Source organism: Stutzerimonas sp. 21-1 (assembly GCF_056336065.1).
The window spans coordinates 3,826,236-3,848,638 of sequence record NZ_CM150500.1; the positions used below are offsets into that span (position 1 = coordinate 3,826,236).

Sequence of the window (22,403 nt, forward strand, 5' to 3'; positions counted from 1 at the left end):
ATGCACCCGACCTCATCGCCTCCCGGCACGCTGCAGCTGCATTCCGCGGCCCGGCCCGCGCACCTGCGCATCGCAGGCGACTGGACGCTGGCGCACTACAACGCGCTGCGCGACGCCGTCGTGCGCATGCGCCCGCAGCTCGATGAGCACAGCACGGTGGAGCTGGACGGGCTGGGCGCACTGGATACCGCCGGCGCCGGCCTGCTGGTCGAGCTGCTCGGCCCGCAGCGCATCGCCGCCGTGGCGCAATGGGCACCGCAGCTGCCGGCCGAACGTCTGGCCCTGCTGCATACCGTGGCCGCGGCGCTGGATCGCCCCGCCGCCCCGCAGCCTGATCAGGGTTACGAGTTCGGTGATCTGCTGGCGCATATCGGCCGGACCATGCAGAACATCTGGTGCCAGCAGCGCGAGCTGCTCGGCTTCATCGGCCTGACCCTGCAGACGCTGCTCAGCGTTCTGGTGCGCCCGCAACGCTGGCGCCCGACGCCGCTGGTGGCGCACATCGAGCAGACCGGGCTGGACGCCATCCCCATCGTCGCCCTGCTGACATTCCTGGTCGGCGCCGTGGTGGCGTTCCTCGGCGCCACGGTGCTGGCCGACTTCGGCGCCAGCATCTACACCGTCACCCTGGTTGGCTTCGCCTTCCTGCGCGAGTTCGGCGTGCTGCTGGCGGCGATCCTGCTCGCCGGGCGCAGCGCCAGCGCCTTCGCCGCGCAGATCGGCTCGATGAAGGCCAACGAGGAGATCGACGCGATCCGCGCGCTGGGCCTCAGCCCGGTGGAGCTGCTGGTGCTGCCGCGGGTGCTGGCGATGCTGATCACCCTGCCGATCCTGACGTTCATCGGCATGCTCAGCGGCATCCTCGGCGGTGCGGTGGTCTGCGTCCTGGCGCTGGATATCTCGCCGACGCTGTTCATCACCATCCTGCAGCGCGACATCGACCTCAGCCATTTCCTCGTCGGCATCGGCAAGGCGCCGGTGTTCGCCTTCATTATTGCCGTGATCGGCTGCCTGGAAGGCTTCAAGGTCAGCGGCAGCGCGCAGTCGGTGGGCGAACACACCACCTCCAGCGTGGTGCAGTCGATCTTCATGGTGATCCTGATCGACGCCATCGCCGCGCTGTTCTTCATGGAGATGGGCTGGTGAACGGCGAAGCGCTGATCCAGGTGCGCGGGCTGGTGAACCGCTTCGGCCGCCAGACCGTGCACGAAGATCTCGACCTGGACATCCGTCGTGGCGAAATCCTCGGCGTGGTCGGCGGATCGGGCACTGGCAAGTCGGTGCTGCTGCGCAGCATCGTCGGTCTGCGCCGGCCGAATGCCGGCAGCGTGCAGGTGTTCGGCGAGAACCTGCTGCAGCTGCCGCCCGAGCGGCGCTCGCAGGTGGAGCGACGCTTCGGCGTGCTGTTCCAGCGCGGGGCGCTGTTCACCTCGCTGAACCTGCAGGAGAACGTCGCGCTGCCGCTGATCGAACATGCCGGCCTCGCCCGCGTCGACGCCGAGCATCTGGCGCGGCTCAAGCTGGCGCTGGCCGGTTTGCCGGCCGATGCCGCCTGCAAGTACCCCGACGAGCTCTCCGGCGGCATGGTCAAACGTGCGGCGCTGGCCCGCGCGCTGGCGCTGGACCCGGAGGTGCTGTTTCTCGACGAGCCCACCGCCGGCCTCGACCCGATCGGTGCCGCGGCGTTCGACCAGCTGATCCTGACCCTGCGCGACGCGCTGGGTCTGAGCGTGTTCCTGGTCACCCACGACCTCGACACGCTGTACACCATCTGCGACCGCGTCGCGGTGCTGGCGCGCAAGCGCGTGCTGGTGGCCGACCGCCTGGAGGCGGTGCAGGACACCGACGACGCCTGGATTCGCGACTACTTTCATGGCCCGCGTGGCCGGGCGGCGCAGCAGGCCGCTCTTGTGCAGGAGAACTCCTGATGGAAACCCGCGCCCATCACGTGCTGATCGGCCTGTTCACCGTGCTCGCAGTCGGCGGCGCCCTGTTCTTCGCCCTCTGGCTGAGCAAGGCCAGCATCGACCGCGAGTACCAGTATTACGAGATCAGCTTCAACCGCGCGGTCAGCGGGCTGTCCACCGGCAGCTCGGTGGAGTACAGCGGCATCAAGGTCGGCGACGTCGAACGTCTGTGGCTGGAGCCGGACGACCCGCGCAAGGTGCGCGCACGCATCCGCGTCTACGCCGGCACGCCGATCAAGCAGGACACCCGCGCCCGCCTGGCGCTGGCCAACATCACCGGCAGCATGGTCATCCAGCTGCACAGCGGCACGCCCGACAGTCCGCCGCTGCTGGGCAAGCGCGGCGAGCCGCCGCTGATCATCGCCGATCCCTCGCCGCTCTCCGCGCTGCTGGAGAACGGCGAAGACCTGTTGAGCAACATCAACAACCTGTTGCGCAGCGCCAACCTGATGCTTTCCGAAGAGAACGCCGGGCGCATCGGCCAGACCCTGGCCAATCTCGAACAGGCCACCAGCGTGCTGGCCGAGCAGCGCGGCGACCTCAGCCAGGCGCTCACCCAGCTCGCCGAGCTGGGCCGGCAGACCAACACCGCGCTGGAAGAAATCACCCGTCTGACGCGCAACGCCAACGGCCTGCTCGACGACGAAGGCCGCCAGCTGCTGGCCAGCGCCGGCCAGTCGATGGCCGCGCTGGAGCGCAGCACCTCGCGGCTGGACGCCCTGCTGGAGGACAACCAGGGCGCGCTGAACAGCGGCGTGCAGGGGCTGGGCGACATCGGCCCGGCGCTCAACGAGCTGCGCGGCACCCTCGGCGCGCTGCGCCGGGTCACCCAGCAGCTGGAAGACGACCCCAGCGGCTTTTTGCTCGGCCGCGAGAAGATCGAGGAATTCGCCCCATGATCCGCACAGCGCTGCACCGCTTCGCCCTGCCCGCCCTACTGACGCTGCTGTCCGCCTGCTCGGTGCTGCCGCAGGCCGAGCCGGTGCGGGTCTTCCTGCTGCCTGGCGCGCCCGTCGCCCCGAGCGCCACGCCGTCGACCCAGGGTGACCTGGCGCTGCGCGTGCACACCCCACAGGCCAGCCGCATGCTCGCCAGCCCGCGCATCGCCGTGGTGCCGCAGGGTCATCAGCTCAGCGCCTATCAGGGTGCGCGCTGGGCCGATCCGGCGCCGCAGCTGCTGCGTGACCGGCTGATCGAAGCCTTGCGCGCCAGCGGCCGGCTGGCTTCGGTGAGCAGCGACGACAGCAACCTGCAGGCCGACCTCGAGCTGATCGGCGATCTGCGCGCGTTCCAGAGCGTCTATCAGGATGGCACGCCGCAGGTGCTGATCCGCCTCGACGCCACACTGGTGGACAGCGCCAGCCGCCGCGGCCTCGCCAGCCGGCACTTCGAGATTCGCCAACCCAGTACCGACGCGCAGCTGGAGAGCGTGGTCGAAGCCTTCGGCCAGGCCAGCGACGAGCTGAGCCGCCAGCTGCTCGCCTGGGTGCTGACGCAGCAGACCGGCGACCGTTGAGCCGCCGGCGCCGCCTTGGCGGCGCTTCTTTGATCTGGATGAACTACCTGTAACCCGTCCTCGCCTAGCATGGGGGCGGTCGTAATCGCGCAAGGACCCCGCATGAAACCCTCAGTCAAGAAAACCCTCACCCGTTCAGCGCTGGCACTGGCGGCGCTCGCGGCGGTCGGCCTGATCGTCTGGTCGGAGCTGCGCCCCAACGGCCTGGGCGAAGGCTTCGCCAGCGGCAACGGGCGCATCGAGGCCACCGAGATCGACGTGGCGACCAAGCTGGGCGGGCGCATCCGCGAGATCGCCGTCGACGAGGGCGACTTCGTCCAGCCCGGCCAGGTGCTCGCGCGCATGGACACCGAGGTGCTCGACGCCCAGCTCAACCAGGCCCGCGCGCAGGTACGCCAGGCCGAGAACGCCATCCTCACCGCGCAGGCGCAGGTCGCCATGCGCGAGAGCGAGAAGGCCACCGCCGAGGCCGTGGTGCACCAGCGCCAGGCCGAGCTGACCGCCGCGCAGAAGCGCCACAAGCGCACCGAAACCCTGGTGGCGCGCAATGCGATGGCGCGCCAGCAGCTGGACGACGACCTCGCCGCCATGCAGAGCGCGCAGGCCGCACTGGCCGCCTCGCGCGCCCAGGTGCTCTCGGCCGAGGCCGGCATCGCCGCCGCGCGCTCGCAGGTGATCGAGGCGCAGTCGGCGCTGGAAGCGGCGCAGGCCAGCGTCACGCGCCTGCAGGCGGACATCGCCGACAGCGAGCTGAAGACCGACCGCGTGGCCCGCGTACAGTACCGCGTGGCGCAGCCGGGCGAGGTACTGGCCGCCGGCGGCAAGCTGCTCAACCTGGTCGACCTGGCCGACGTCTACATGACCTTCTTCCTGCCCGAGCGTCAGGCTGGCCGCGTCGCGCTGGGCAGCGAGGTGCACATCGTGATCGATGCGGCGCCGCAGTACGTGATTCCGGCCAGGGTCAGCTATGTCGCCAGCGTCGCGCAGTTCACCCCCAAGACCGTGGAAACCGAGAGCGAGCGCGAGAAGCTGATGTTCCGCGTCAAGGCGCGCATCGACCCCGATCTTCTGAAGAAGCACATGGAGCAGGTCAAGACCGGCCTGCCCGGCATGGCCTACCTCAAGCTCGATGACGCCGCCGAGTGGCCGGCACACCTGCAGGTCAACGTCACACCATGAGCGAGCCGCTCGCGCCGGTGGCGCAGATCACGGGCGTCACCCTGCAGTACGGTCAGACCCGCGCGCTGGATGCTCTCGACGTCGAGCTGCCGGCCCGCCGCATGGTCGGCCTGATCGGCCCGGACGGCGTCGGCAAGTCCAGCCTGCTGGCGCTGATCGCCGGCGCCCGGCGCATCCAGCAGGGCAGCGTGCGCGTGCTCGACGGCGACATGGGCGACGCCGGCCATCGCCGCGCCGTGTGCCCGCGCATCGCCTACATGCCGCAGGGGCTGGGCAAGAACCTCTACCCGACGCTCACGGTCGCCGAGAACCTGGAATTCTTCGGCCGGCTGTTCGGCCAGGACGCCGCCGAGCGTCGCTGGCGCATCGCCGAGCTGACCCGCAGCACCGGCCTCGCGCCGTTCCTCGAACGCCCGGCGGGCAAACTTTCCGGCGGCATGAAGCAGAAGCTCGGGCTGTGTTGCGCGCTGATCCACGACCCGGACCTGCTGATCCTCGACGAGCCGACCACCGGCGTCGACCCGCTGTCGCGCGCGCAGTTCTGGGAGCTGATCGCGCGCATCCGCGCCGAGCGCCCGCAGATGAGCGTGCTGGTGGCCACCGCCTACATGGACGAAGCGCAGCGCTTCGATCATCTGGTGGCAATGGACGCCGGGCGCATCCTCGCCACCGGCTCACCGGCCGAACTGCTGGCGCGCACCGCCAGCGACAGCCTGGAAGAAGCGTTCATCGGCCTGCTGCCGGAAGACAAGCGCCGCCGCCACCGCACGCTGGAAATCCCACCGCGCGAGGCCAGCGACAGCATCGCCATCGAGGCCCACGACCTGACCATGCGCTTCGGCGACTTCGTCGCGGTGGATCGCGTCAACCTGCGCATCGAGCGCGGCGAAATCTTCGGCTTCCTCGGCTCCAACGGCTGCGGCAAGACCACCACCATGAAGATGCTCACCGGCCTGCTGCCGGCCAGCGAGGGCCGCGCGCTGCTGTTCGGCAAGCCGGTGGACCCGCACGACCTGCAGACCCGCCAGCGCGTCGGCTACATGTCGCAGTCGTTCTCGCTGTACAGCGAACTCACCGTGCGACAGAACCTCGATCTGCACGCGCGGCTGTTCCACATTCCCGCCGAGCGCCGCGAGTCGCGCATCCGCGAGATGCTCGAGCGCTTCGAGCTGGCCGCCGAGGCCGACAGCCTGCCCACCGCGCTGCCGCTGGGCGTGCGCCAGCGCCTGTCGCTGGCGGTGGCGGTGATCCACGCGCCGGAGATGCTGATCCTCGACGAGCCGACCTCGGGCGTCGACCCGGTGGCGCGCGACGGCTTCTGGGAACTGCTGGTGCAGCTGTCGCGCGAAGACGGCGTGACCATCTTCATCTCCACCCACTTCATGAACGAGGCGCTGCGCTGCGACCGCATCTCGCTGATGCACGCCGGCCGCGTGCTCGACAGCGACACGCCGCAGGGGCTGATGACCAAGCGCGGCCTGGCGACGCTGGAAGAAACCTTCATCGCCTACCTCGAGGACGCCGTGGCCGAAGGCGCGGCCGCCGCCCCGGCGAGCGCAGCGCCGACGCGCGTCGCGCCACCGCCGGCCGGCAATGGCAATGGCACCGCGCAGAACCGCTTCAGCCTGCGCCGGCTGCTCAGCTACAGCCGCCGCGAGGCGATGGAGCTGCGTCGCGATCCGATCCGCGCCACGCTGGCGATGCTCGGCACGGTGATCCTGATGTTCATCATGGGCTACGGGGTCAGCTTCGACGTGGAGAACCTGAGCTACGCCGTGCTCGACCGCGACCAGACCACCACCAGCCAGGGCTACCTGCTGAACATCGCCGGCTCGCGCTACTTCATCGAGAAGGCGCCGCTGGCCAGCTACGACGAACTGGACCGGCGCCTGCGCAGTGGCGACATCAGCCTGGCGATCGAGATTCCGCCGAACTTCGGCCGCGACCTTAAGCGCGGGGCGGTGCCGCAGGTGGCGTTCTGGATCGACGGTGCCATGCCGATGCGCGCCGACACCATCAAGGGCTACGCGCAGGGCATCCACCTCACCTACCTGCAGCAACTGGCGCGCGAGGCCGGCGTCGAGGCGCAGCTGTCGCCGGCCGACGTGGCCATCCGCTACCGCTACAACCCGGACGTGCAGAGCCTGCCGGCGATGGTGCCGGCGATGATCCCGCTGCTGCTGATGATGATTCCGGCGATGCTCACCGCGCTCGGCGTGGTGCGCGAGAAAGAGCTGGGCTCGATCACCAACTTCTACGTCACGCCGACCACCCGCCTGGAGTTCCTGCTCGGCAAGCAGCTGCCGTACATCGCCCTGGGCATGTTCAACTTCGCCACCCTGGCGCTCTTGGCGGTGTTCGTCTTCGGCATTCCGATCAAGGGCAGCATCCTCACCCTGTGCCTCGGCGCACTGCTCTACGTCGCCTGCGCCACGGGCCTCGGCCTGTTGATGTCGTCGATCCTCAACAGCCAGATCGCGGCGATCTTCGGCACCACCATCGTCACGCTGCTGCCGGCGATCCAGTTCTCCGGGCTGATCCACCCGGTCTCGGCGATGGAAGGCGTCGGCGCCTTCGTCGGCAAGCTCTACCCGACCAGCCACTTCCTGATCATCAGCCGCGGGGTGTTCTCCAAGGCGCTCGGGCTGGTCGAGCTGTACCCGTATTTCATCCCCATGCTGCTCGCCATTCCGCTGCTGACGGCGCTCAGCGTCGCCGGTCTGCGCAAGCAGGAGAAATGACATGGGCCACACCGCACGCAAGCTCAGCAACATCCTCCAGCTCGGCCTCAAGGAGCTGCGCAGCCTCTACCGCGACCCGGCGATGCTGGTGCTGATCATCTATTCGTTCACCGTGGCCATCTACGAAGGCGCCACCGCGGTGCCGGAAGCGCCGCACCGGGCGAGCATCGCGGTGGTCGACGAGGACCGCTCGCAGGCCTCGCTGCGCATCATCAACGCCTTCCAGCTGCCGTATTTCATCCAGCCCAAGGCCATCGATCTGGCGCAGATGGACAGCGGCATGGACGCCGGCCTCTACACCTTCACGCTGAACATTCCGCCGGGCTTCCAGGAAGACCTGCTCGCCGGGCGCCAGCCGAGTATCCAGCTCAACGTCGATGCCACCCAGGTCAGCCAGGCGTTCACCGGTGCCGGACACATCCAGCAGATCATCGCCAGCGAGACCGGCGAGTTCGTCCGGCGCTACCGCGGCGGCGAAGCGCTGCCGGTCGAAGCGGTGGTGCGCACGGCGTTCAACCCCAACCTCAGCCGCGCCTGGTTCGGCGCGGTGAACGAGGTGATCAACCAGATCACCATGCTGGCGATCATCCTCACCGGCGCTGCGCTGATCCGCGAGCGCGAGCACGGCACCATCGAGCACCTGCTGGTGATGCCGGTGACGCCGTTCGAGATCATGGTCGGCAAGGTCTGGGCGATGGGGCTGGTGGTGCTGGCGGCATCGGCGTTCGCCCTGCGCTTCGTCGTCGAGGGCTGGCTGGACATCCCGATCCAGGGCTCGCTGCTGCTGTTCGCCGGCGGCGCCGCGCTGCACCTGTTCGCCGCCACCTCGATGGGCATCTTCTTCGGCACGGTGGCGCGCTCGATGCCCCAGCTGGGGCTGCTGGTGATCCTCACGCTGATTCCGCTGCAGATCCTCTCCGGCGGCGTGACCCCGCGCGAGAGCATGCCCGAGCTGGTGCAGCAGGTGATGCTGTTCGCCCCGACCACGCACTTCGTCGAACTGGCGCAGGCCATCCTGTTCCGCAGCGCCGGCGCCGCGGTGGTCTGGCCGCAGCTGCTGGCCCTGGCGGCGATCGGCGCGGTGTTCTTCATCGGTGCGCTGTCGCGGCTGCGCAAGTCGCTGCGCTAGTGCCGTTCGTCCTGATCCAGGCAGGCGATGCCAGGCATCAGGACTCGCGCCAGGCTGGCCCGCGGATCGCCTCGAACATCGCGCGGGGCTTGGCTGGAGGTCCGCTGGCAGCGCCTGCAGCCCGCCGCCGGACTGGCATCAGGCCAGCACCCTATACTCCTCACCGTAACCAAACGGTCATGGCCGGCACCCGGCTTCCCCGGGAATTTTTGCATCGCTGCCCGGTCTATCCAGCCGACACACGCTCAGAGCCTGACGCTCCAGAGCACGCCAAGGAAGCCCGATCACTATGCGCATTCTCGTAACTGGCGGGGCCGGATTCATCGGCTCGGCACTGATTCGCCACCTCATCCACGATACCGAGCACAGCGTGCTCAACCTGGACAAACTGACCTACGCCGGCAATCTCGAGTCGCTGGCCGCCGTGGAAGACCATCCGCGCTATCAGTTCCTCCAGGCCGACATCGCCGATCGTGAGCGGGTCAGCGAGGCGCTGCTGGACTTCCAGCCGGACGCCATCATGCACCTGGCCGCCGAATCGCACGTCGACCGTTCCATCGACGGCCCGGCCGAATTCATCCAGACCAACATCGTCGGCACCTATCAGCTGCTCGAAGCCGCGCGCGCCTACTGGCAGAGCCTGCCGGCCGAGCGCCGCGAGGCCTTCCGCTTCCACCACATCTCCACCGACGAGGTGTACGGCGACCTGCACGGCACCGACGATCTGTTCACCGAAGCCACACCCTACGCGCCCAGCTCGCCGTACTCGGCGAGCAAGGCCGCGTCCGATCACCTGGTGCGCGCCTGGCAGCGCACCTACGGCCTGCCGGTGCTGATCACCAACTGCTCGAACAACTACGGGCCGTTCCACTTCCCCGAGAAGCTGATCCCGCTGGTGATCCTCAACGCGCTGGACGGCAAGCCGCTGCCGGTCTACGGCGACGGCGCGCAGATTCGCGACTGGCTGTTCGTCGAGGATCACGCCCGCGCGCTGCTCACGGTAGTGAGCAAGGGCGAGGTCGGCGAGACCTACAACATCGGTGGCCACAACGAGCAGAAGAATATCGACGTGGTGCGCGGCATCTGCGCGCTGCTCGAAGAGCTGGCGCCGCACAAGCCGGCCGGCGTGGCACGCTTCGAGGACCTGATCACCTTCGTCAAGGATCGCCCGGGCCATGACCTGCGCTACGCCATCGACGCCAGCAAGATCGAACGCGAGCTTGGCTGGGTGCCGCAGGAAACCTTCCAGAGCGGCCTGCGCAAGACCGTGCAGTGGTACCTGAACAATCTCGAATGGTGCCGTCGCGTCCAGGACGGCAGCTATCAACGCGAGCGCCTCGGCGCCCTGGAGAACATCGCATGAAGGGAATCATCCTCGCCGGCGGGTCCGGCACGCGCCTGCACCCCATCACCCTCGGCGTGTCCAAGCAGCTGTTGCCGATCTACGACAAACCGATGATCTACTACCCGCTGTCGGTGCTGATGCTCGCCGGCATCCGCGACGTGCTGATCATCTCCACCCCGCACGACCTGCCGCAGTACCAGAACCTGCTCGGTGACGGCAGCCAGTTCGGCATCCGCCTGCAGTATGCCGAGCAGCCCTCGCCGGACGGTCTGGCGCAGGCGTTCCTGATCGGCGAGGAATTCATCGGCAGCGACCCGGTGTGCCTGATCCTCGGCGACAACATCTTCCACGGCCAGCACTTCACCGAGAAGCTGCAACGCGCCGCGCGCCAGGAAAAGGGCGCCACGGTGTTCGGCTACTGGGTCAAGGACCCGGAGCGCTTCGGCGTGATCGACTTCGACGAGAACGGCAAGGCGCTGTCCATCGAGGAGAAGCCGAAGAAGCCCAAGTCCAGCTACGCGGTGACCGGCCTGTACTTCTACGACAACGACGTGATCGAGATCGCCAAGTCGATCAAGCCCTCGCCGCGCGGCGAGCTGGAGATCACCGACGTCAACATGGCCTACCTCAAGCGCGGCGACCTCAACGTCGAGCGCTTCGGCCGCGGCTTCGCCTGGCTCGACACCGGTACTCACGACAGTCTGCTGGAAGCCTCGCAGTACGTGCAGACCATCGAGCACCGCCAGGGCCTGAAGGTCGCCTGCCTGGAAGAAATCGCCTACCAGCACAAGTGGATCGACCGCGAGCAGCTGCTGCGCCGCGCCGATGCGCTGGGCAAGACCGGCTACGGCCAGTACCTGTTCAAGCTGGCGGGTGAAGACGCATGAAGATCATCGAAACCAGCATTCCCGACGTACTGATCATCGAGCCGAAGGTGTTCGGCGACGAACGCGGTTTCTTCTACGAGAGCTTCAACGCGGCCGCCTTCGAGGCGGCCACCGGGCTCAAGCGCCAGTTCGTCCAGGACAACCACTCCAAGTCCCAGCGCGGCGTGCTGCGCGGCCTGCATTACCAGATCCAGCAGCCGCAGGGGAAACTGGTGCGCGTGGTGGCCGGCGAGGTGTTCGACGTCGCCGTCGACCTGCGCCGGAGTTCGCCGAGCTTCGGCCGCTGGGCCGGCGTGCTGCTGAATGCCGAGAACAAGCGCCAGCTGTGGATTCCCGAGGGCTTCGCGCATGGTTTCGTGGTGCTCAGCGAGACCGCCGAGTTCCTCTACAAGACCACCGACTACTACGCGCCGGAGCATGAGCGCAGCCTGTTGTGGAACGACCCGGAGCTGGGCATCGACTGGCCGCTCGACACCCCACCGCAGCTGTCCGCCAAGGATCAGGCCGGCAAGCTGCTGCGCGATGCGGAGCTGTTCCCATGAAGATTCTGATCACCGGCAGCCGCGGCCAGCTCACCCGTGAACTGCAGCTGGAGCTGGCCGGCGACGGCAAGGTGCTCGCCCTCGGGCACAACGTCCTCGACCTGGCCGATCCGGCGCAGATCCGCGAGCAGGTGCGCCTGCTGCGCCCTGACCTGATCATCAATGCCGCCGCCTACACGGCGGTCGACCCGGCCGAGCGCGAACGCGAACAGGCGTTCGCGGTGAACGCGCGCGGCCCCGGCGTGCTCGCCGAGGAGGCGGCACGGCTCGGCGTACCGCTGGTCCACTACTCCACCGATTACGTCTTCGACGGGCGCAAGACCAGCGCCTACACCGAGCAGGACACGCCGCACCCGCTGGGCGTGTACGGCGCCAGCAAGCTGGCCGGCGAACAGGCGGTCCGGGCGGTGGCCGGCGAGCAGCTGATCCTGCGCACCAGCTGGGTCTACTCCCTGCACGGCAAGAACTTCCTGCTGACCATGCAGCGCCTGCTGCAGGAGCGCGACGAGATCTCGGTGGTAGCCGACGAGATCGGCGCACCGACCTGGGCGCGCAGCATCGCCCGCACCACCGCGGCGATGATCCGCCGCTGGCGCGACGGCCAACGCCCGCTCGACGGCCTCTATCACATGAGTGCCGAGGGCGAGACGTCCTGGTACGGTTTCGCCTGCAGCATCGCCGAGCACCTGCAGAACGAGGGCACGCTGCGCGCGCGCATCGCGCCGATCCGCTCCTGTGACTACCCCACCGCCGCCCAGCGCCCGCTCAATTCACGACTCGACTGTTCGCGTCTGCAGCAGGACTGGGACCTGCAGCTGCCGGACTGGGAAAGCGCGCTGCACGAATGCCTGAACGCCCCCTGCGCAATCCAGCTGGCGCGCCACGCCGCGCTGCAGCAAAGCCTCTGACCGCCCCGCCCACGGACCGGGCAACGGCGCGGCGCTGAATCTCACGCCACCGAACGTGCATAATGCGCCGGACTCACAGGCGCCCCCATGACCGCATCCGCACTCACTCACCGCCCCCGCTGGCGCAACCTCGCGCTGCTCGCCGTACTGCTGGCGCCGCTGCTGTGGCCGCTGCAGCAACTGGCCGACCGCTACTACCGCAGCGAGCTGACCGAACAGAACCGTCAGACCCTCGACCTCTACGTCGCCAACCTGCTCGGCACGCTCAACCGCTACGAGGTGCTGCCGCGCATCCTCGGCGAGCTGCCGGAGCTGCGCTCGGCGCTGCACAATGCCGAGGTGCCGCTGGTCCGCGATCGCGCCAACCGCCTGCTGCGACAGCTGCAGCAACGCACCGGGGCCGACGTGATCTATCTGATGGATACCGCGGGCACCACCCTGGCGACCTCCAACTGGGACGCCGAGGACAGCTTCATCGGGCGCAACTTCGCCTTCCGCCCGTACTTCCGCCAGGCGATGGAAGGCCGTCTGGGACGCTTCTTCGGCCTCGGCAACACCTCCGGCAAGCGCGGCTATTACTTCGGCTCGGCGGTACGCGATGGCGATCAGATTCTCGGCGTGCTGGTGGTGAAGGTCGATCTGGACCATACCGAAACGCTGTGGGGCAACACCCCGGAGCAGCTGATGGTGACTGACGCCTTCGGCGTGGTGATCCTCACCTCGCGCGCGGACTGGCGTTTTCGCGCCAGCCGCGCACTCAGCGCCGAGGAGCGCGAGCAGATCGCCTTCGACCAGCCCTACACCACCCTCGAACCGCGCGACCTGACGCTGAACATCGACGCCTGGCTGATCCAGAGCCGTGAACTGAAGGAGACCGGCTGGAGCGTGCGCATCCTCGCGCCGATCGCGCTGGTCGAGCGGCCGGTGCGCACCGTGGTTGCCATCGGCGGCGCCACCCTGCTCGCGCTGCTGCTGCTGCTCGGCCTGCTGATGCAGCGCCGGCGGCACTTTCTCGACCGTCTGGCGCTCGACGTGCAGGCCCGCCGCGAGCTGGAGCAGCGCGTGCAGGAACGCACTCGCGACCTCGAAGCGCTGAACAGCCGCCTCAAGGTCGAGGTGCTCGAACGCGAACAGGCCCAGCAGGAGCTGGTGCGCGCCCAGGACGAGCTGCTGCAGGCCGGCAAGCTGTCGGCGCTGGGCACCATGAGCGCCAGCATCAGCCACGAGCTGAACCAGCCGCTGGCGGCGATCCGCAGCTATGCCGACAACGCCGGCGTGCTGCTCGACCAGCAGCGCAATGCCGAGGCGCGCGACAACCTCAGGCTGATCAGCGAACTGACCGCGCGCATGGCCTCGATCATCGCGCACCTGCGCGCCTTCGCCCGCCGCGACCAGCACGCGCCCGAGCGCGTTGCCCTGCAGCCGGCGCTGGATGATGCGCTGGCGCTGCTGGCCAAGCGTCGCCAGGCGATGGGCGTCGAGCTGGTGCGCGACCTGCCGGAAGCCACGCTGTGGGTGCAGGCTGGCGAGACGCGCTTGCGGCAGATCCTCGCCAACCTGCTGGCCAACGCCCTCGACGCCCTCGCCGAGCGCCCGCCGGTCAGGCGCATCTGGCTGCGCGCCGAACAGCAGGGCAACGGCGTGCTGCTGACCCTGCGCGACAACGGCCCGGGATTTTCCGCCGAGGCGCTGCGCCGCGCGCGCGAGCCGTTCTTCACCACCAAGACCAGCGCCCAGGGTCTCGGCCTCGGCCTGGCGATCTGCGATACGCTGGTGCGCGCGCTGGGCGGCGAGCTGAGCCTCGCCAACCATCCTGACGGCGGCGCCCAGCTGGGCCTGTTCCTGCGCAGCGCCGACCCCGGCGCCGCCTTCCCGACCGAGGATCATCTGCAATGAGCAGCGACAACCTGATCAGCGCCGACGCCCAGGTGCTGCTGATCGACGACGACCCGCACCTGCGCAAGGCGCTGAGCCAGACCCTCGACCTGGCCGGCCTGCGGGTGGTCAGCCTGGGCGATGCGCGCGAGGTGGGCGCACGGCTGCCGGCCGACTGGCCGGGCGTGGTGGTTAGCGACATTCGCATGCCCGGCATAGACGGCCTGGAGCTGCTGCAGCAGCTGCGCGGGCGCGACGCCGAGCTGCCCGTCATCCTCATCACCGGCCACGGCGACATCCAGCTGGCGGTGCAGGCGATGCGCGCTGGCGCCTACGATTTCCTCGAGAAGCCCTTCCCCAGCGAAGCACTGCTCGACAGCGTGCGCCGTGCCCTGGCGCTGCGCCGGCTGGTGCTGGACAACCGCAGCCTGCGCCTGGCGCTGGCCGATCGTCAGCAACTGACTGCGCGCCTGCTCGGCCATTCACCGGCGATGCTGCGCCTGCGCGAGCAGATCGGCGCGCTGGCCGGCACCCAGGCCGACGTGCTGATCCTCGGCGAAACCGGCGCCGGCAAGGAGGTGGTCGCGCGCGCGCTGCACGACCTGTCGAGCCGGCGCAACGGCCCGTTCGTGGCGATCAACGCCGGTGCGCTGGCCGAATCGGTGGTCGAGAGCGAACTGTTCGGTCATGAGCCCGGCGCCTTCACCGGCGCGCAGAAGCGACGCATCGGCAAGTTCGAGTTCGCCAACGGCGGCACGCTGTTCCTCGACGAGATCGAGAGCATGAGCCTGGACGTGCAGGTCAAGCTGCTGCGCCTGCTGCAGGAGCGCGTGGTCGAGCGGCTCGGCGGCAACCAGTCGATCGCGCTGGACATCCGCGTCATCGCCGCGACCAAGGAAGACCTGCGCGTCGCCGCCGATCAGGGACGCTTTCGCGCCGACCTCTATTACCGCCTGAACGTCGCGCCGCTGCGCATTCCGCCGCTGCGCGAACGCAACGAGGACATCCTCCTGCTGTTCCAGCATTTCGCCGAAACCGCCGCCCAGCGCCACGGCCTGCCGATACGCGATCTGCAGCCGGAGCAGCGCGCCCTGCTGCTGCGCCACGACTGGCCCGGCAACGTGCGCGAGCTGCAGAACACTGCCGAGCGCTTCGCTCTCGGCCTCGGTCTGGGCTTGGAGCAGGCCGCCGCCGGCGCACCGATGCCGGGCGGCGGCACGTTGGGCGAGCAGGTCGACGCCTTCGAGCGCGCGCTGATCGCCGCCGAACTGGCGCGCCCGCACAGTTCGCTGCGCAGCGCCGCCGAGGCGCTCGGCCTGCCGCGCAAGACCCTGCACGACAAACTGCGCAAACACGGCCTGAGTTTCGCCGAGGCTGGCGGAAGTCCGCCCGATGACGGGGAATAATTGGCGGTTTTCCGCCATCCCGCCCGAACACGCCTCGCCTGCGACGAATTGCCTCGAATCCTCCCCGCGGCGCCGCCAGCCGCGCCGCGCGCAACCCGCAAAGCTGCGACCCAGACGGCTTTCCTGGCATCTGCCGATTCAAAGCGTCATGCGCAGCTGGTACAAGCTTTGCCCACGCGAGGCTGCAGCCGCCGGCTGGCACAGGCATTGCTAACCTACTGAAGCCTTGCGGGACATGTCGCTCGACGGCAGGAGGCATCGCCAAATGCTGCCTAGACTCATCGCAGGTCACTGCCGAATCGTCGCGCGGCGATTCTTCACAACAAGAGGGAAACACCAATGTTCAAACTGACTGCCAAGGCGCTGGCTTGCGCCCTGTCGCTGAGCATCGCCGGCCTGGCCCATGCGGCCGACCCGATCACCATCAAGTTCTCCCACGTGGTCGCCGAGAACACGCCGAAAGGCCAGGGCGCCCTGCTGTTCAAGAAGCTGGTGGAAGAGCGCCTGCCGGGCAAGGTCGAGGTTCAGGTTTACCCGAACTCCTCGCTGTTCGGTGACGGCAAGGAAATGGAAGCCCTGCTGCTGGGTGACGTGCAGCTGATCGCGCCGTCGCTGGCCAAGTTCGAACACTACTCCAAGGGCGTCCAGGTCTTCGACCTGCCGTTCCTGTTCGATGACATCGCCGCGGTTGACCGCTTCCAGAAGGGCGAGGCCGGCCAGAAGCTGCTGCGCTCGATGGAAGACAAGAACATCACCGGTTTGGGCTATTGGCACAACGGCATGAAGCAGCTGTCGGCCAACAAGAAGCTGGTCGAGCCGAAGGACGCCCGTGGTCTGAAGTTCCGCGTACAGGCTTCCGCCGTACTGGACGAGCAGTTCAAGGCCGTACGCGCCAACCCGCGCAAGATGAGCTTCGCCGAGGTCTACCAAGGCCTGCAGACTGGCGTGGTGAACGGTGCCGAGAACCCGTACTCGAACATCTACTCGCAGAAGATGCACGAAGTGCAGAAGTACATCACCGAGTCCAACCACGGTCTGCTGGACTACATGGTGATCACCAACACCAAGTTCTGGAACGGTCTGCCGGCTGACATCCGCGGCGAACTGGAAAGCATCCTGGCCGAGGTCACCGTCGAGGTGAACAAGCAGGCCGATGCGCTGAACCAGGGCGACAAGCAGCGCATCCTCGATGCGGGCACCACCGAAATCATCACCCTCACCCCGGAGCAGCGCGGCATGTGGCGCGATGCGATGAAGCCGGTGTGGAAGAAGTTCGAGGGCGAGATCGGTGCTGACCTGATCAAGGCCGCCGAAGCCGCCAACCAGGCGAAATAAGCTGTACCAGGGGCGGGCTACCCGCCCGCCCCTGCTGTAATTCCGGAAGTACCGACAGCCCAGTGAAAAAACACAGCAGCTAGCGAAGACGACGCCCGCACCAAGGGCAGGACGGCAGAGGCCCAGGCGATCCCGGCCACACCGCTTTTCTGGCGACAACAAGAGTTTTCATTGTGCTGTTACTCCAGCCGCCCCGGCTGGTTCATGGCGCACGTTCCGTGTTCGCCCACCGTAAACTTGCAGTCCATCGGGAGATGTCATCCATGAACGCCCTGCGGCGCGTCTGGGACCACTTCGAGGAGAGCTTCATCGCTTTCCTGTTGGCGGCCATGACACTGGTGACGTTCGTCTACGTCATCCTCAACAACCTCTACACGCTGTTCTACGACCTGGGCGACCGGTTCGAGGGCAGCGCCGATTTCTGGTTCGCCATCGGCGACTTCATCATCGGCCTGGCACAGGCCATGACCTGGAGTACCGCACTGACCAAGGCGCTGTTCGCCTGGCTGATCTTCTTCGGTCTGGCCTATGGCGTGCGCACCGCCGGTCATATCGGCGTCGATGCGCTGGTCAAGCTGGCGCCCAAGCACGTCCAGCGCTACATCGGCATCATCGCCTGCCTGGTCTGCCTGGGTTACACCGGGCTGCTGAGCGTCGCCAGCTTCGAGTGGATCCACACCCTGTTCGACGCCAACATCGGCGCCGAGGACCTGGGCCACGTCGGCATCAAGCAGTGGCACATCGGCCTGATCGTGCCGTTCGGCTTTGCGCTGATGTTCATCCGTTTCGCCGAGATTTTCGTGCGCATCCTGCGTAACCAGCAGACCGGCCTCGGGCTTGCTGATGAAGCCGCCGATGCGGTCAAGCTGACCGAGCACGAGGAGCACAAGTAATGACCATCCTGTTCCTGTTCGTCCTGCTCTTCCTGCTGATGTTCCTCGGAGTGCCGATCGCCGTGTCGCTGGGCCTGGCCGGCTCGCTGACCATCATGATCTTCAGTGAAGACTCGGTGCGCTCGCTGGCGATCAAGCTGTTCGAGACCTCCGAGCACTACACCCTGCTGGCGATCCCGTTCTTCCTGCTTGCCGGTGCCTTCATGACCACCGGTGGCGTGGCGCGGCGCCTGATCGACTTCGCCAACGCCTGTGTCGGCCATATCCGTGGCGGCCTGGCCATCGGCGCGGTGCTGGCGTGCATGCTGTTCGCCGCACTGTCCGGCTCCTCGCCGGCCACCGTGGCCGCGGTCGGCTCCATCGCCATCGCCGGCATGGTGCGCTCCGGCTACCCGCAGGCCTTCGGCGCGGGCATCGTCTGTAACGCCGGTACGCTGGGCATCCTCATCCCGCCGTCGGTGGTGATGGTGGTCTATGCCGCCGCGACCGAGACCTCGGTCGGCAAGCTGTTCATGGCCGGCGTGGTGCCGGGCATCCTGCTTGGCGGCGTGCTGATGGTGGCGATCTACATCATCGCGGTGAAGAAGAATCTGCCGGCATTGCCGCGCGCGACCTTCCGCGAGTGGCTATCGGCTGCACGCAAGGCGGTCTGGGGCCTGCTGCTGATGGTGATCATCCTCGGCGGCATCTACTCGGGAATGTTCACCCCGACCGAAGCAGCCGCCGTGGCTGCGGTCTACTCGGCCTTCGTCGCGCTGTTCGTCTATAAGGACATGACCATCCGCGAGTGCCCGAAGGTGATCCTGGAGTCGGCCAAGCTGAGCATCATGCTGATGTTCATCATCGCCAACGCCATGCTGTTCGCCCACGTGCTGACCACCGAGCAGATCCCGCAGACCATCACCGCCTGGGTAATGGACGCCGGCCTGCAGCCGTGGATGTTCCTGCTGGTGGTGAACATCGTGCTGCTGGTGGCCGGTGCCTTCATGGAGCCGTCGGCGATCATCCTGATCCTCGCGCCGATCCTCTTCCCGATCGCTGTGCAACTGGGCATCGACCCGATCCACCTGGGCATCATCATGGTGGTGAACATGGAGATCGGCCTGATCACGCCGCCGGTGGGTCTGAACCTGTTCGTCACCTCGGCGGTGACCGGCATGACCGTCACCCAGGTGATCCGCGCCGCCATGCCGTGGCTGATGCTGCTGCTGAGCTTCCTGGTGATCATCACCTACGTGCCGTGGATTTCCCTGGCGCTGCCCGAAGCCCTGGGCATGTAGCGTTCGACCTCTCTGCTTTCCTTTTTTGCCCGGCCTTAGTGCCGGGCTTTTTTTGCCTGCCGTTCAGGCCGACAGCGGTAGCGCGGCGCGGCGACGGAACCAGCCGGTGACCGACAGGCGGTCGACCTGCGTCGGCAGCACTTCATGCGGGAACTCGCCAGCCATGAACACCACCAGAGTGCCCGCCTCCGGGGCGACATCGAGGCTCTCACCGTCGGCCAGATACAGGCGCAGGGCGCCGCCGTGATCGGGCTGCCAGTCCGGATTGAGATACAGCACGGCGGTCACGCTGCGGCTGTCATCGTCGCGAAAACGGTCGAGATGAGTCTTGTAAAACGCGCCCGGCGGATAGAAAGCGAAGTGACACTCGAACTCCTCCAGGCCGAGGTACAGCTCGCGGTTGAGCTGCTCGCGCAGCGCATCCATCAGCTGCAGGTAGAGATCGCTGGCGGCCGACTGGCCGGGTTCCAGCCAGAGAATGCGGTCGCTGCGTATGCCTTCATGCACCGCCTGGCTTCCGCCGCGTCCGATCGCGGCTGGCACCATGACACCCTCCGCCTCGCGGCGGCGACATTCTTCGGCGAGGCGGAGGGAGTCATGGCCTGGGATGAACGCACGCTGTACCGACCAGCCACGCACGGCCAGGTCATCGATGAGAGTCGAAAACTGCAAGATCAGGGCTCCGAGAGATCGGGATCATCAAACCGCCACGGCGGGCCATGCGGCGCAACGGGGAACGATGCGCGCAGCTGACATTCAAGATGATCTGGGGAAGAGGCGCACGATCATGCGCCCGGTGGCGTATTCTGCGCCCGCCGGGTGGCATCGGGAAATGCCCACATGGCGGCCGGACTGTGGCAATTCGTCCAGCCTCCCGACCGCGCCAGCCCCGCTCGACAGTCGGCCAGGCGGCGTCGACAATGCCTGACCCCGTACAGGAGATCCCATGCGCGCCTTTCTTGCCCTTGCCCTATTGGTCATCAGCTTCGCCAGCCAGGCGGATGTCTACGAAGAACTCTACGAAACCGCCGGCTGGACCGAGCAGCGCGCCAATTTCAGCGACGCGCTGACCGCCGCCCAGCAGCGCTACAAGGACAGCCTGCCGCCGGCGGTATTCCAGGCGCTGGTCGACAACAGCAACCGCCGCTTCGCCAGCGACGCCGTGGATCGGCGCGCCCTGCAGGCGCTACGCGAGCACCTGGCCGAGCCGCAGCCGGCGCTGCAGTTCTTCCAGACTCCGCTGGGGCGCAAGGTCGTCGCTGCCGAGGTACTGGCGGCGCGCCGCGAACAGCTCGCACAGCATGTCAACGGCCTGCCGCGCATGGACGCCGGCAGCAATCGCCAGCTGTTGATCCGCCATCTGGCGCAGGCCATTCCGGCCAGCGCCGCCGGGGCCGAAGTCAGCCTGGCGCTGGCCGGCGTGGCCGCCGACAGCCTCAGCCAGATGCTACCCGGCATTCTCGGCGGCGGTCAGGCGCAGGGGCTGCTGAACAGCCAGCGCGAACGGCTGGTGCAGCAGATCGAGGGCGATCTGGACAACACCCTGCTGTATGTCTATCGCTCGCTGTCCGATGCCGAACTGGAGGAGTACCTGCAGTTCGCCCAATCCGCCGAGGGCAAGGCGTACTACGCGGCGGCGCTACAGGCGCTGCGCGCGAGTCTGGCGGTAGGGCCGGATTCGGCGGCGGTCCAGGCGCAGCAGCGCTGAGCGCCACCCGCGCTCATTTCAGGCGCTCGCGCAGGAAGGCGAAATAACGCTGGCGCAGCGCCTCGCTCTCGTTGACCAAGTGATGGCGCGCGGCCGGCAGGCGCAGGATCTCCGGCGCGGCAAACTTGCTCTGCAGCACTGGCAGGTTGTACTGCCAGTCCACCGTCATGTCCGCCTCGCCCTGGATGATCAACGGCGACTCGCCGCTGCCCGTCGCCTTCTCGATGCGCGGAATCCAGCGCGACAGCGCGCCGACCCAGGCCGTCGGCAAGATATTCGCCTGCAGCGGGTCCTCGGTCTGCACGAACTGCAGGAAGCGCGTGTCGCCGGAGTTGTCGCTGAAGCTGCGCGGGATCTGCTGGACGAAGCGGCGCACCAGCTCGTAGCTGAGCCTCGAGCGCAGCCAGGCGCGCGGGCGGACCAGCGGCGCCAGCAGGATGGTGCGACCGCGCTCGGCATTCTGCGGCTGATGCAGCAGATGATCGAGCAGGATCGCGCCGCCGGTACTCTGCCCGAGCAGGTGCCACGGCCGTGGCAGATCGAGCTGGCGCGCCTGCTCGAACAGGCCGTTAAGCACCGCCTGGTATTCCTCGAACTCGTTGATGCTGGCCGGCGGCCCGCTGGACAGACCGTGCCCCGGCAGGTCGCAGGCGAGCACGGCGAAGCCCATGTCCAGGCCCCATTCGACGACATGGCGGTACAGCCCCATGTGATCGTAGTAGCCATGCATCACCAGCAGGCTGGCGTGTGGCTGCGGCGGCCACCAGGCCTGGGCCACCACGTCGTAGTCGCCCACGCGAAAACGCCCGAGGCGGCTGTGAATGTCACGCCGCTGTGGCAGGTCGAGGCCGTAATAGGCCTGGTAGTGCCGGGCTTCGGGGCTCAGCTCGGTGGGGGCGTGCAGCTCGCCAAGCTGCGCGCGCAGCAGGTCGGGTTGGATTCGCTGGGGCATGGCCGTTCAGTTCGTCGAAACAGCGGACGTCATAAGGTCCTGTGCGGAAAACCGCCGCAGCGGCGCGGCATGGCGGCATATTCCGCTCTGTGGCGGGGCATGGCAAGCTGACGCCCCCGCCGCCGAGACCCGCCATGCACCCGCGCCGCAAACTCCTGCTTGCCTCCCTGCTCACCCTGCTCGTGGCTGGCGCCCTGCTGGCCGCGTTCAAGTGGTTCGAGGGGCGCTACCTGCGCACCTTCGAGGGCGAGCGCGCCGAACTGTTTTCCGGCGACGACCTCAGGCTGCCCGCCGAACTGCAAGGCCCGGGGCCGGTGCGCTTCGTGCACTTCTGGGATCCGGGCTGCCCGTGCAACGTTGGCAACCAGCAGCATCTGGAAGAGCTGCTCAAGCGCTTCGCCGGCCAGCCGGTGGAGTTCTACGAGGTGCGCAAACCCGGCAGCAAGGGCCGGCTGCCGCCGTCGCTAGCTGCGCTGAAGCCGCTGACCCACCTCGAAGGCGCCGCCGAACTGCCCGCCAGCCCGGCCGTGGGCATCTGGGATCGCAACGGCGAGCTGGTCTATATCGGCCCCTACAGCGAGGGCGCGGTGTGCAGCTCGGACAACAGCTTCGTCGAGCCGATCGTCGAGGCCGTGCTCGCCGGCCGCACGGTACGCGCCACCCATTCGCTGGCAGTGGCGTGCTTCTGCGACTGGCAGCGCTGAGCCCGGAAACGAACAAGGGCGCCGCCGGGCGCCCTT

At 67.8% G+C, this 22,403-nt stretch carries 20 protein-coding genes; 18 read left to right on the forward strand and 2 right to left on the reverse strand.

Features of this window, described 5'->3' with window-relative positions; all coding sequences use genetic code 11:
- From AC0ZJQ_RS18340 to dctM, 16 genes are all read left to right on the forward strand, one after another.
- A complete protein-coding gene (locus AC0ZJQ_RS18340) occupies positions 1-1,146 on the forward strand; it encodes an MlaE family ABC transporter permease (protein ID WP_043295168.1) in 1,146 nt (381 codons plus the stop codon).
- Positions 1,143-1,928, forward strand: a complete 786-nt coding sequence (locus tag AC0ZJQ_RS18345; protein WP_476477074.1) for an ABC transporter ATP-binding protein — start codon at positions 1,143-1,145, stop codon at positions 1,926-1,928. Before AC0ZJQ_RS18340 ends, AC0ZJQ_RS18345 begins: the two co-directional genes overlap by 4 nt.
- Entirely contained in the window at positions 1,928-2,866 is a 939-nt protein-coding gene (locus tag AC0ZJQ_RS18350; RefSeq protein WP_155550935.1) for an MlaD family protein, read from the forward strand. The genes AC0ZJQ_RS18345 and AC0ZJQ_RS18350 overlap by 1 nt, the downstream gene beginning before the upstream one ends.
- Positions 2,863-3,483 carry an ABC-type transport auxiliary lipoprotein family protein gene (locus tag AC0ZJQ_RS18355; protein WP_476477075.1) on the forward strand — a complete coding sequence of 207 codons (621 nt, stop codon included), beginning with the start codon at positions 2,863-2,865 and terminating at the stop codon, positions 3,481-3,483. Before AC0ZJQ_RS18350 ends, AC0ZJQ_RS18355 begins: the two co-directional genes overlap by 4 nt.
- Before the next feature lie 102 nt (positions 3,484-3,585).
- Positions 3,586-4,662 (forward strand): HlyD family secretion protein, encoded by a 1,077-nt coding sequence (locus AC0ZJQ_RS18360; RefSeq protein ID WP_476477076.1) that lies wholly within the window; start codon positions 3,586-3,588, stop codon positions 4,660-4,662.
- Positions 4,659-7,403, forward strand: coding sequence for a ribosome-associated ATPase/putative transporter RbbA (rbbA, locus tag AC0ZJQ_RS18365; RefSeq protein ID WP_458988971.1), 2,745 nt, complete (start codon positions 4,659-4,661; stop codon positions 7,401-7,403). Before AC0ZJQ_RS18360 ends, rbbA begins: the two co-directional genes overlap by 4 nt.
- 1 nt (position 7,404) lies before the next feature.
- Positions 7,405-8,532 carry an ABC transporter permease gene (locus tag AC0ZJQ_RS18370; RefSeq protein WP_165594329.1) on the forward strand — a complete coding sequence of 376 codons (1,128 nt, stop codon included), beginning with the start codon at positions 7,405-7,407 and terminating at the stop codon, positions 8,530-8,532.
- A 289-nt stretch (positions 8,533-8,821) separates the two neighbouring features.
- Complete coding sequence (rfbB, locus tag AC0ZJQ_RS18375; RefSeq protein ID WP_458988972.1) at positions 8,822-9,895, forward strand: dTDP-glucose 4,6-dehydratase; 1,074 nt, start codon at positions 8,822-8,824, stop codon at positions 9,893-9,895.
- Complete coding sequence (rfbA, locus tag AC0ZJQ_RS18380; RefSeq protein WP_008569273.1) at positions 9,892-10,764, forward strand: glucose-1-phosphate thymidylyltransferase RfbA; 873 nt, start codon at positions 9,892-9,894, stop codon at positions 10,762-10,764. The genes rfbB and rfbA overlap by 4 nt, the downstream gene beginning before the upstream one ends.
- Positions 10,761-11,306 carry a dTDP-4-dehydrorhamnose 3,5-epimerase gene (gene rfbC / locus AC0ZJQ_RS18385; RefSeq protein ID WP_476477077.1) on the forward strand — a complete coding sequence of 182 codons (546 nt, stop codon included), beginning with the start codon at positions 10,761-10,763 and terminating at the stop codon, positions 11,304-11,306. Before rfbA ends, rfbC begins: the two co-directional genes overlap by 4 nt.
- Entirely contained in the window at positions 11,303-12,214 is a 912-nt protein-coding gene (gene rfbD, locus AC0ZJQ_RS18390; RefSeq protein WP_476477078.1) for a dTDP-4-dehydrorhamnose reductase, read from the forward strand. The genes rfbC and rfbD overlap by 4 nt, the downstream gene beginning before the upstream one ends.
- Positions 12,215-12,301: 87 nt before the next feature.
- Complete coding sequence (locus tag AC0ZJQ_RS18395; RefSeq protein ID WP_476477079.1) at positions 12,302-14,110, forward strand: sensor histidine kinase; 1,809 nt, start codon at positions 12,302-12,304, stop codon at positions 14,108-14,110.
- On the forward strand, positions 14,107-15,495 hold the full coding sequence (locus tag AC0ZJQ_RS18400) for a sigma-54-dependent transcriptional regulator (protein WP_476477080.1): 1,389 nt from the start codon (positions 14,107-14,109) through the stop codon (positions 15,493-15,495). Before AC0ZJQ_RS18395 ends, AC0ZJQ_RS18400 begins: the two co-directional genes overlap by 4 nt.
- 339 nt (positions 15,496-15,834) lie before the next feature.
- Positions 15,835-16,830 carry a C4-dicarboxylate TRAP substrate-binding protein DctP gene (dctP, locus tag AC0ZJQ_RS18405; protein WP_008569269.1) on the forward strand — a complete coding sequence of 332 codons (996 nt, stop codon included), beginning with the start codon at positions 15,835-15,837 and terminating at the stop codon, positions 16,828-16,830.
- 263 nt (positions 16,831-17,093) lie between these two features.
- A complete protein-coding gene (locus AC0ZJQ_RS18410; RefSeq protein WP_008569268.1) occupies positions 17,094-17,723 on the forward strand; it encodes a TRAP transporter small permease in 630 nt (209 codons plus the stop codon).
- A complete protein-coding gene (dctM, locus tag AC0ZJQ_RS18415) occupies positions 17,723-19,003 on the forward strand; it encodes a C4-dicarboxylate TRAP transporter large permease protein DctM (protein ID WP_008569267.1) in 1,281 nt (426 codons plus the stop codon). The genes AC0ZJQ_RS18410 and dctM overlap by 1 nt, the downstream gene beginning before the upstream one ends.
- 63 nt (positions 19,004-19,066) lie before the next feature.
- Here dctM and AC0ZJQ_RS18420 read toward each other — a convergent pair whose 3' ends face one another.
- Positions 19,067-19,675, reverse strand: a complete 609-nt coding sequence (locus AC0ZJQ_RS18420) for a 2OG-Fe(II) oxygenase (protein ID WP_167133984.1) — start codon at positions 19,673-19,675, stop codon at positions 19,067-19,069.
- A gap of 274 nt (positions 19,676-19,949) precedes the next feature.
- Here AC0ZJQ_RS18420 and AC0ZJQ_RS18425 point away from each other — a divergent pair, with 274 nt between their 5' ends.
- Positions 19,950-20,711, forward strand: a complete 762-nt coding sequence (locus AC0ZJQ_RS18425; protein ID WP_476477081.1) for a hypothetical protein — start codon at positions 19,950-19,952, stop codon at positions 20,709-20,711.
- 13 nt (positions 20,712-20,724) lie between these two features.
- Here the strand turns inward: AC0ZJQ_RS18425 and bipL are convergent, their stop codons facing one another.
- Positions 20,725-21,663, reverse strand: coding sequence for a phospholipase BipL (gene bipL / locus AC0ZJQ_RS18430; protein WP_314018211.1), 939 nt, complete (start codon positions 21,661-21,663; stop codon positions 20,725-20,727).
- A gap of 134 nt (positions 21,664-21,797) precedes the next feature.
- On the opposite strand from bipL, the gene AC0ZJQ_RS18435 reads away from it, so the two are divergent.
- Positions 21,798-22,367, forward strand: coding sequence for a DUF6436 domain-containing protein (locus AC0ZJQ_RS18435; RefSeq protein WP_314018212.1), 570 nt, complete (start codon positions 21,798-21,800; stop codon positions 22,365-22,367).
- The last annotated feature ends 36 nt before the right edge of the window (positions 22,368-22,403 follow it).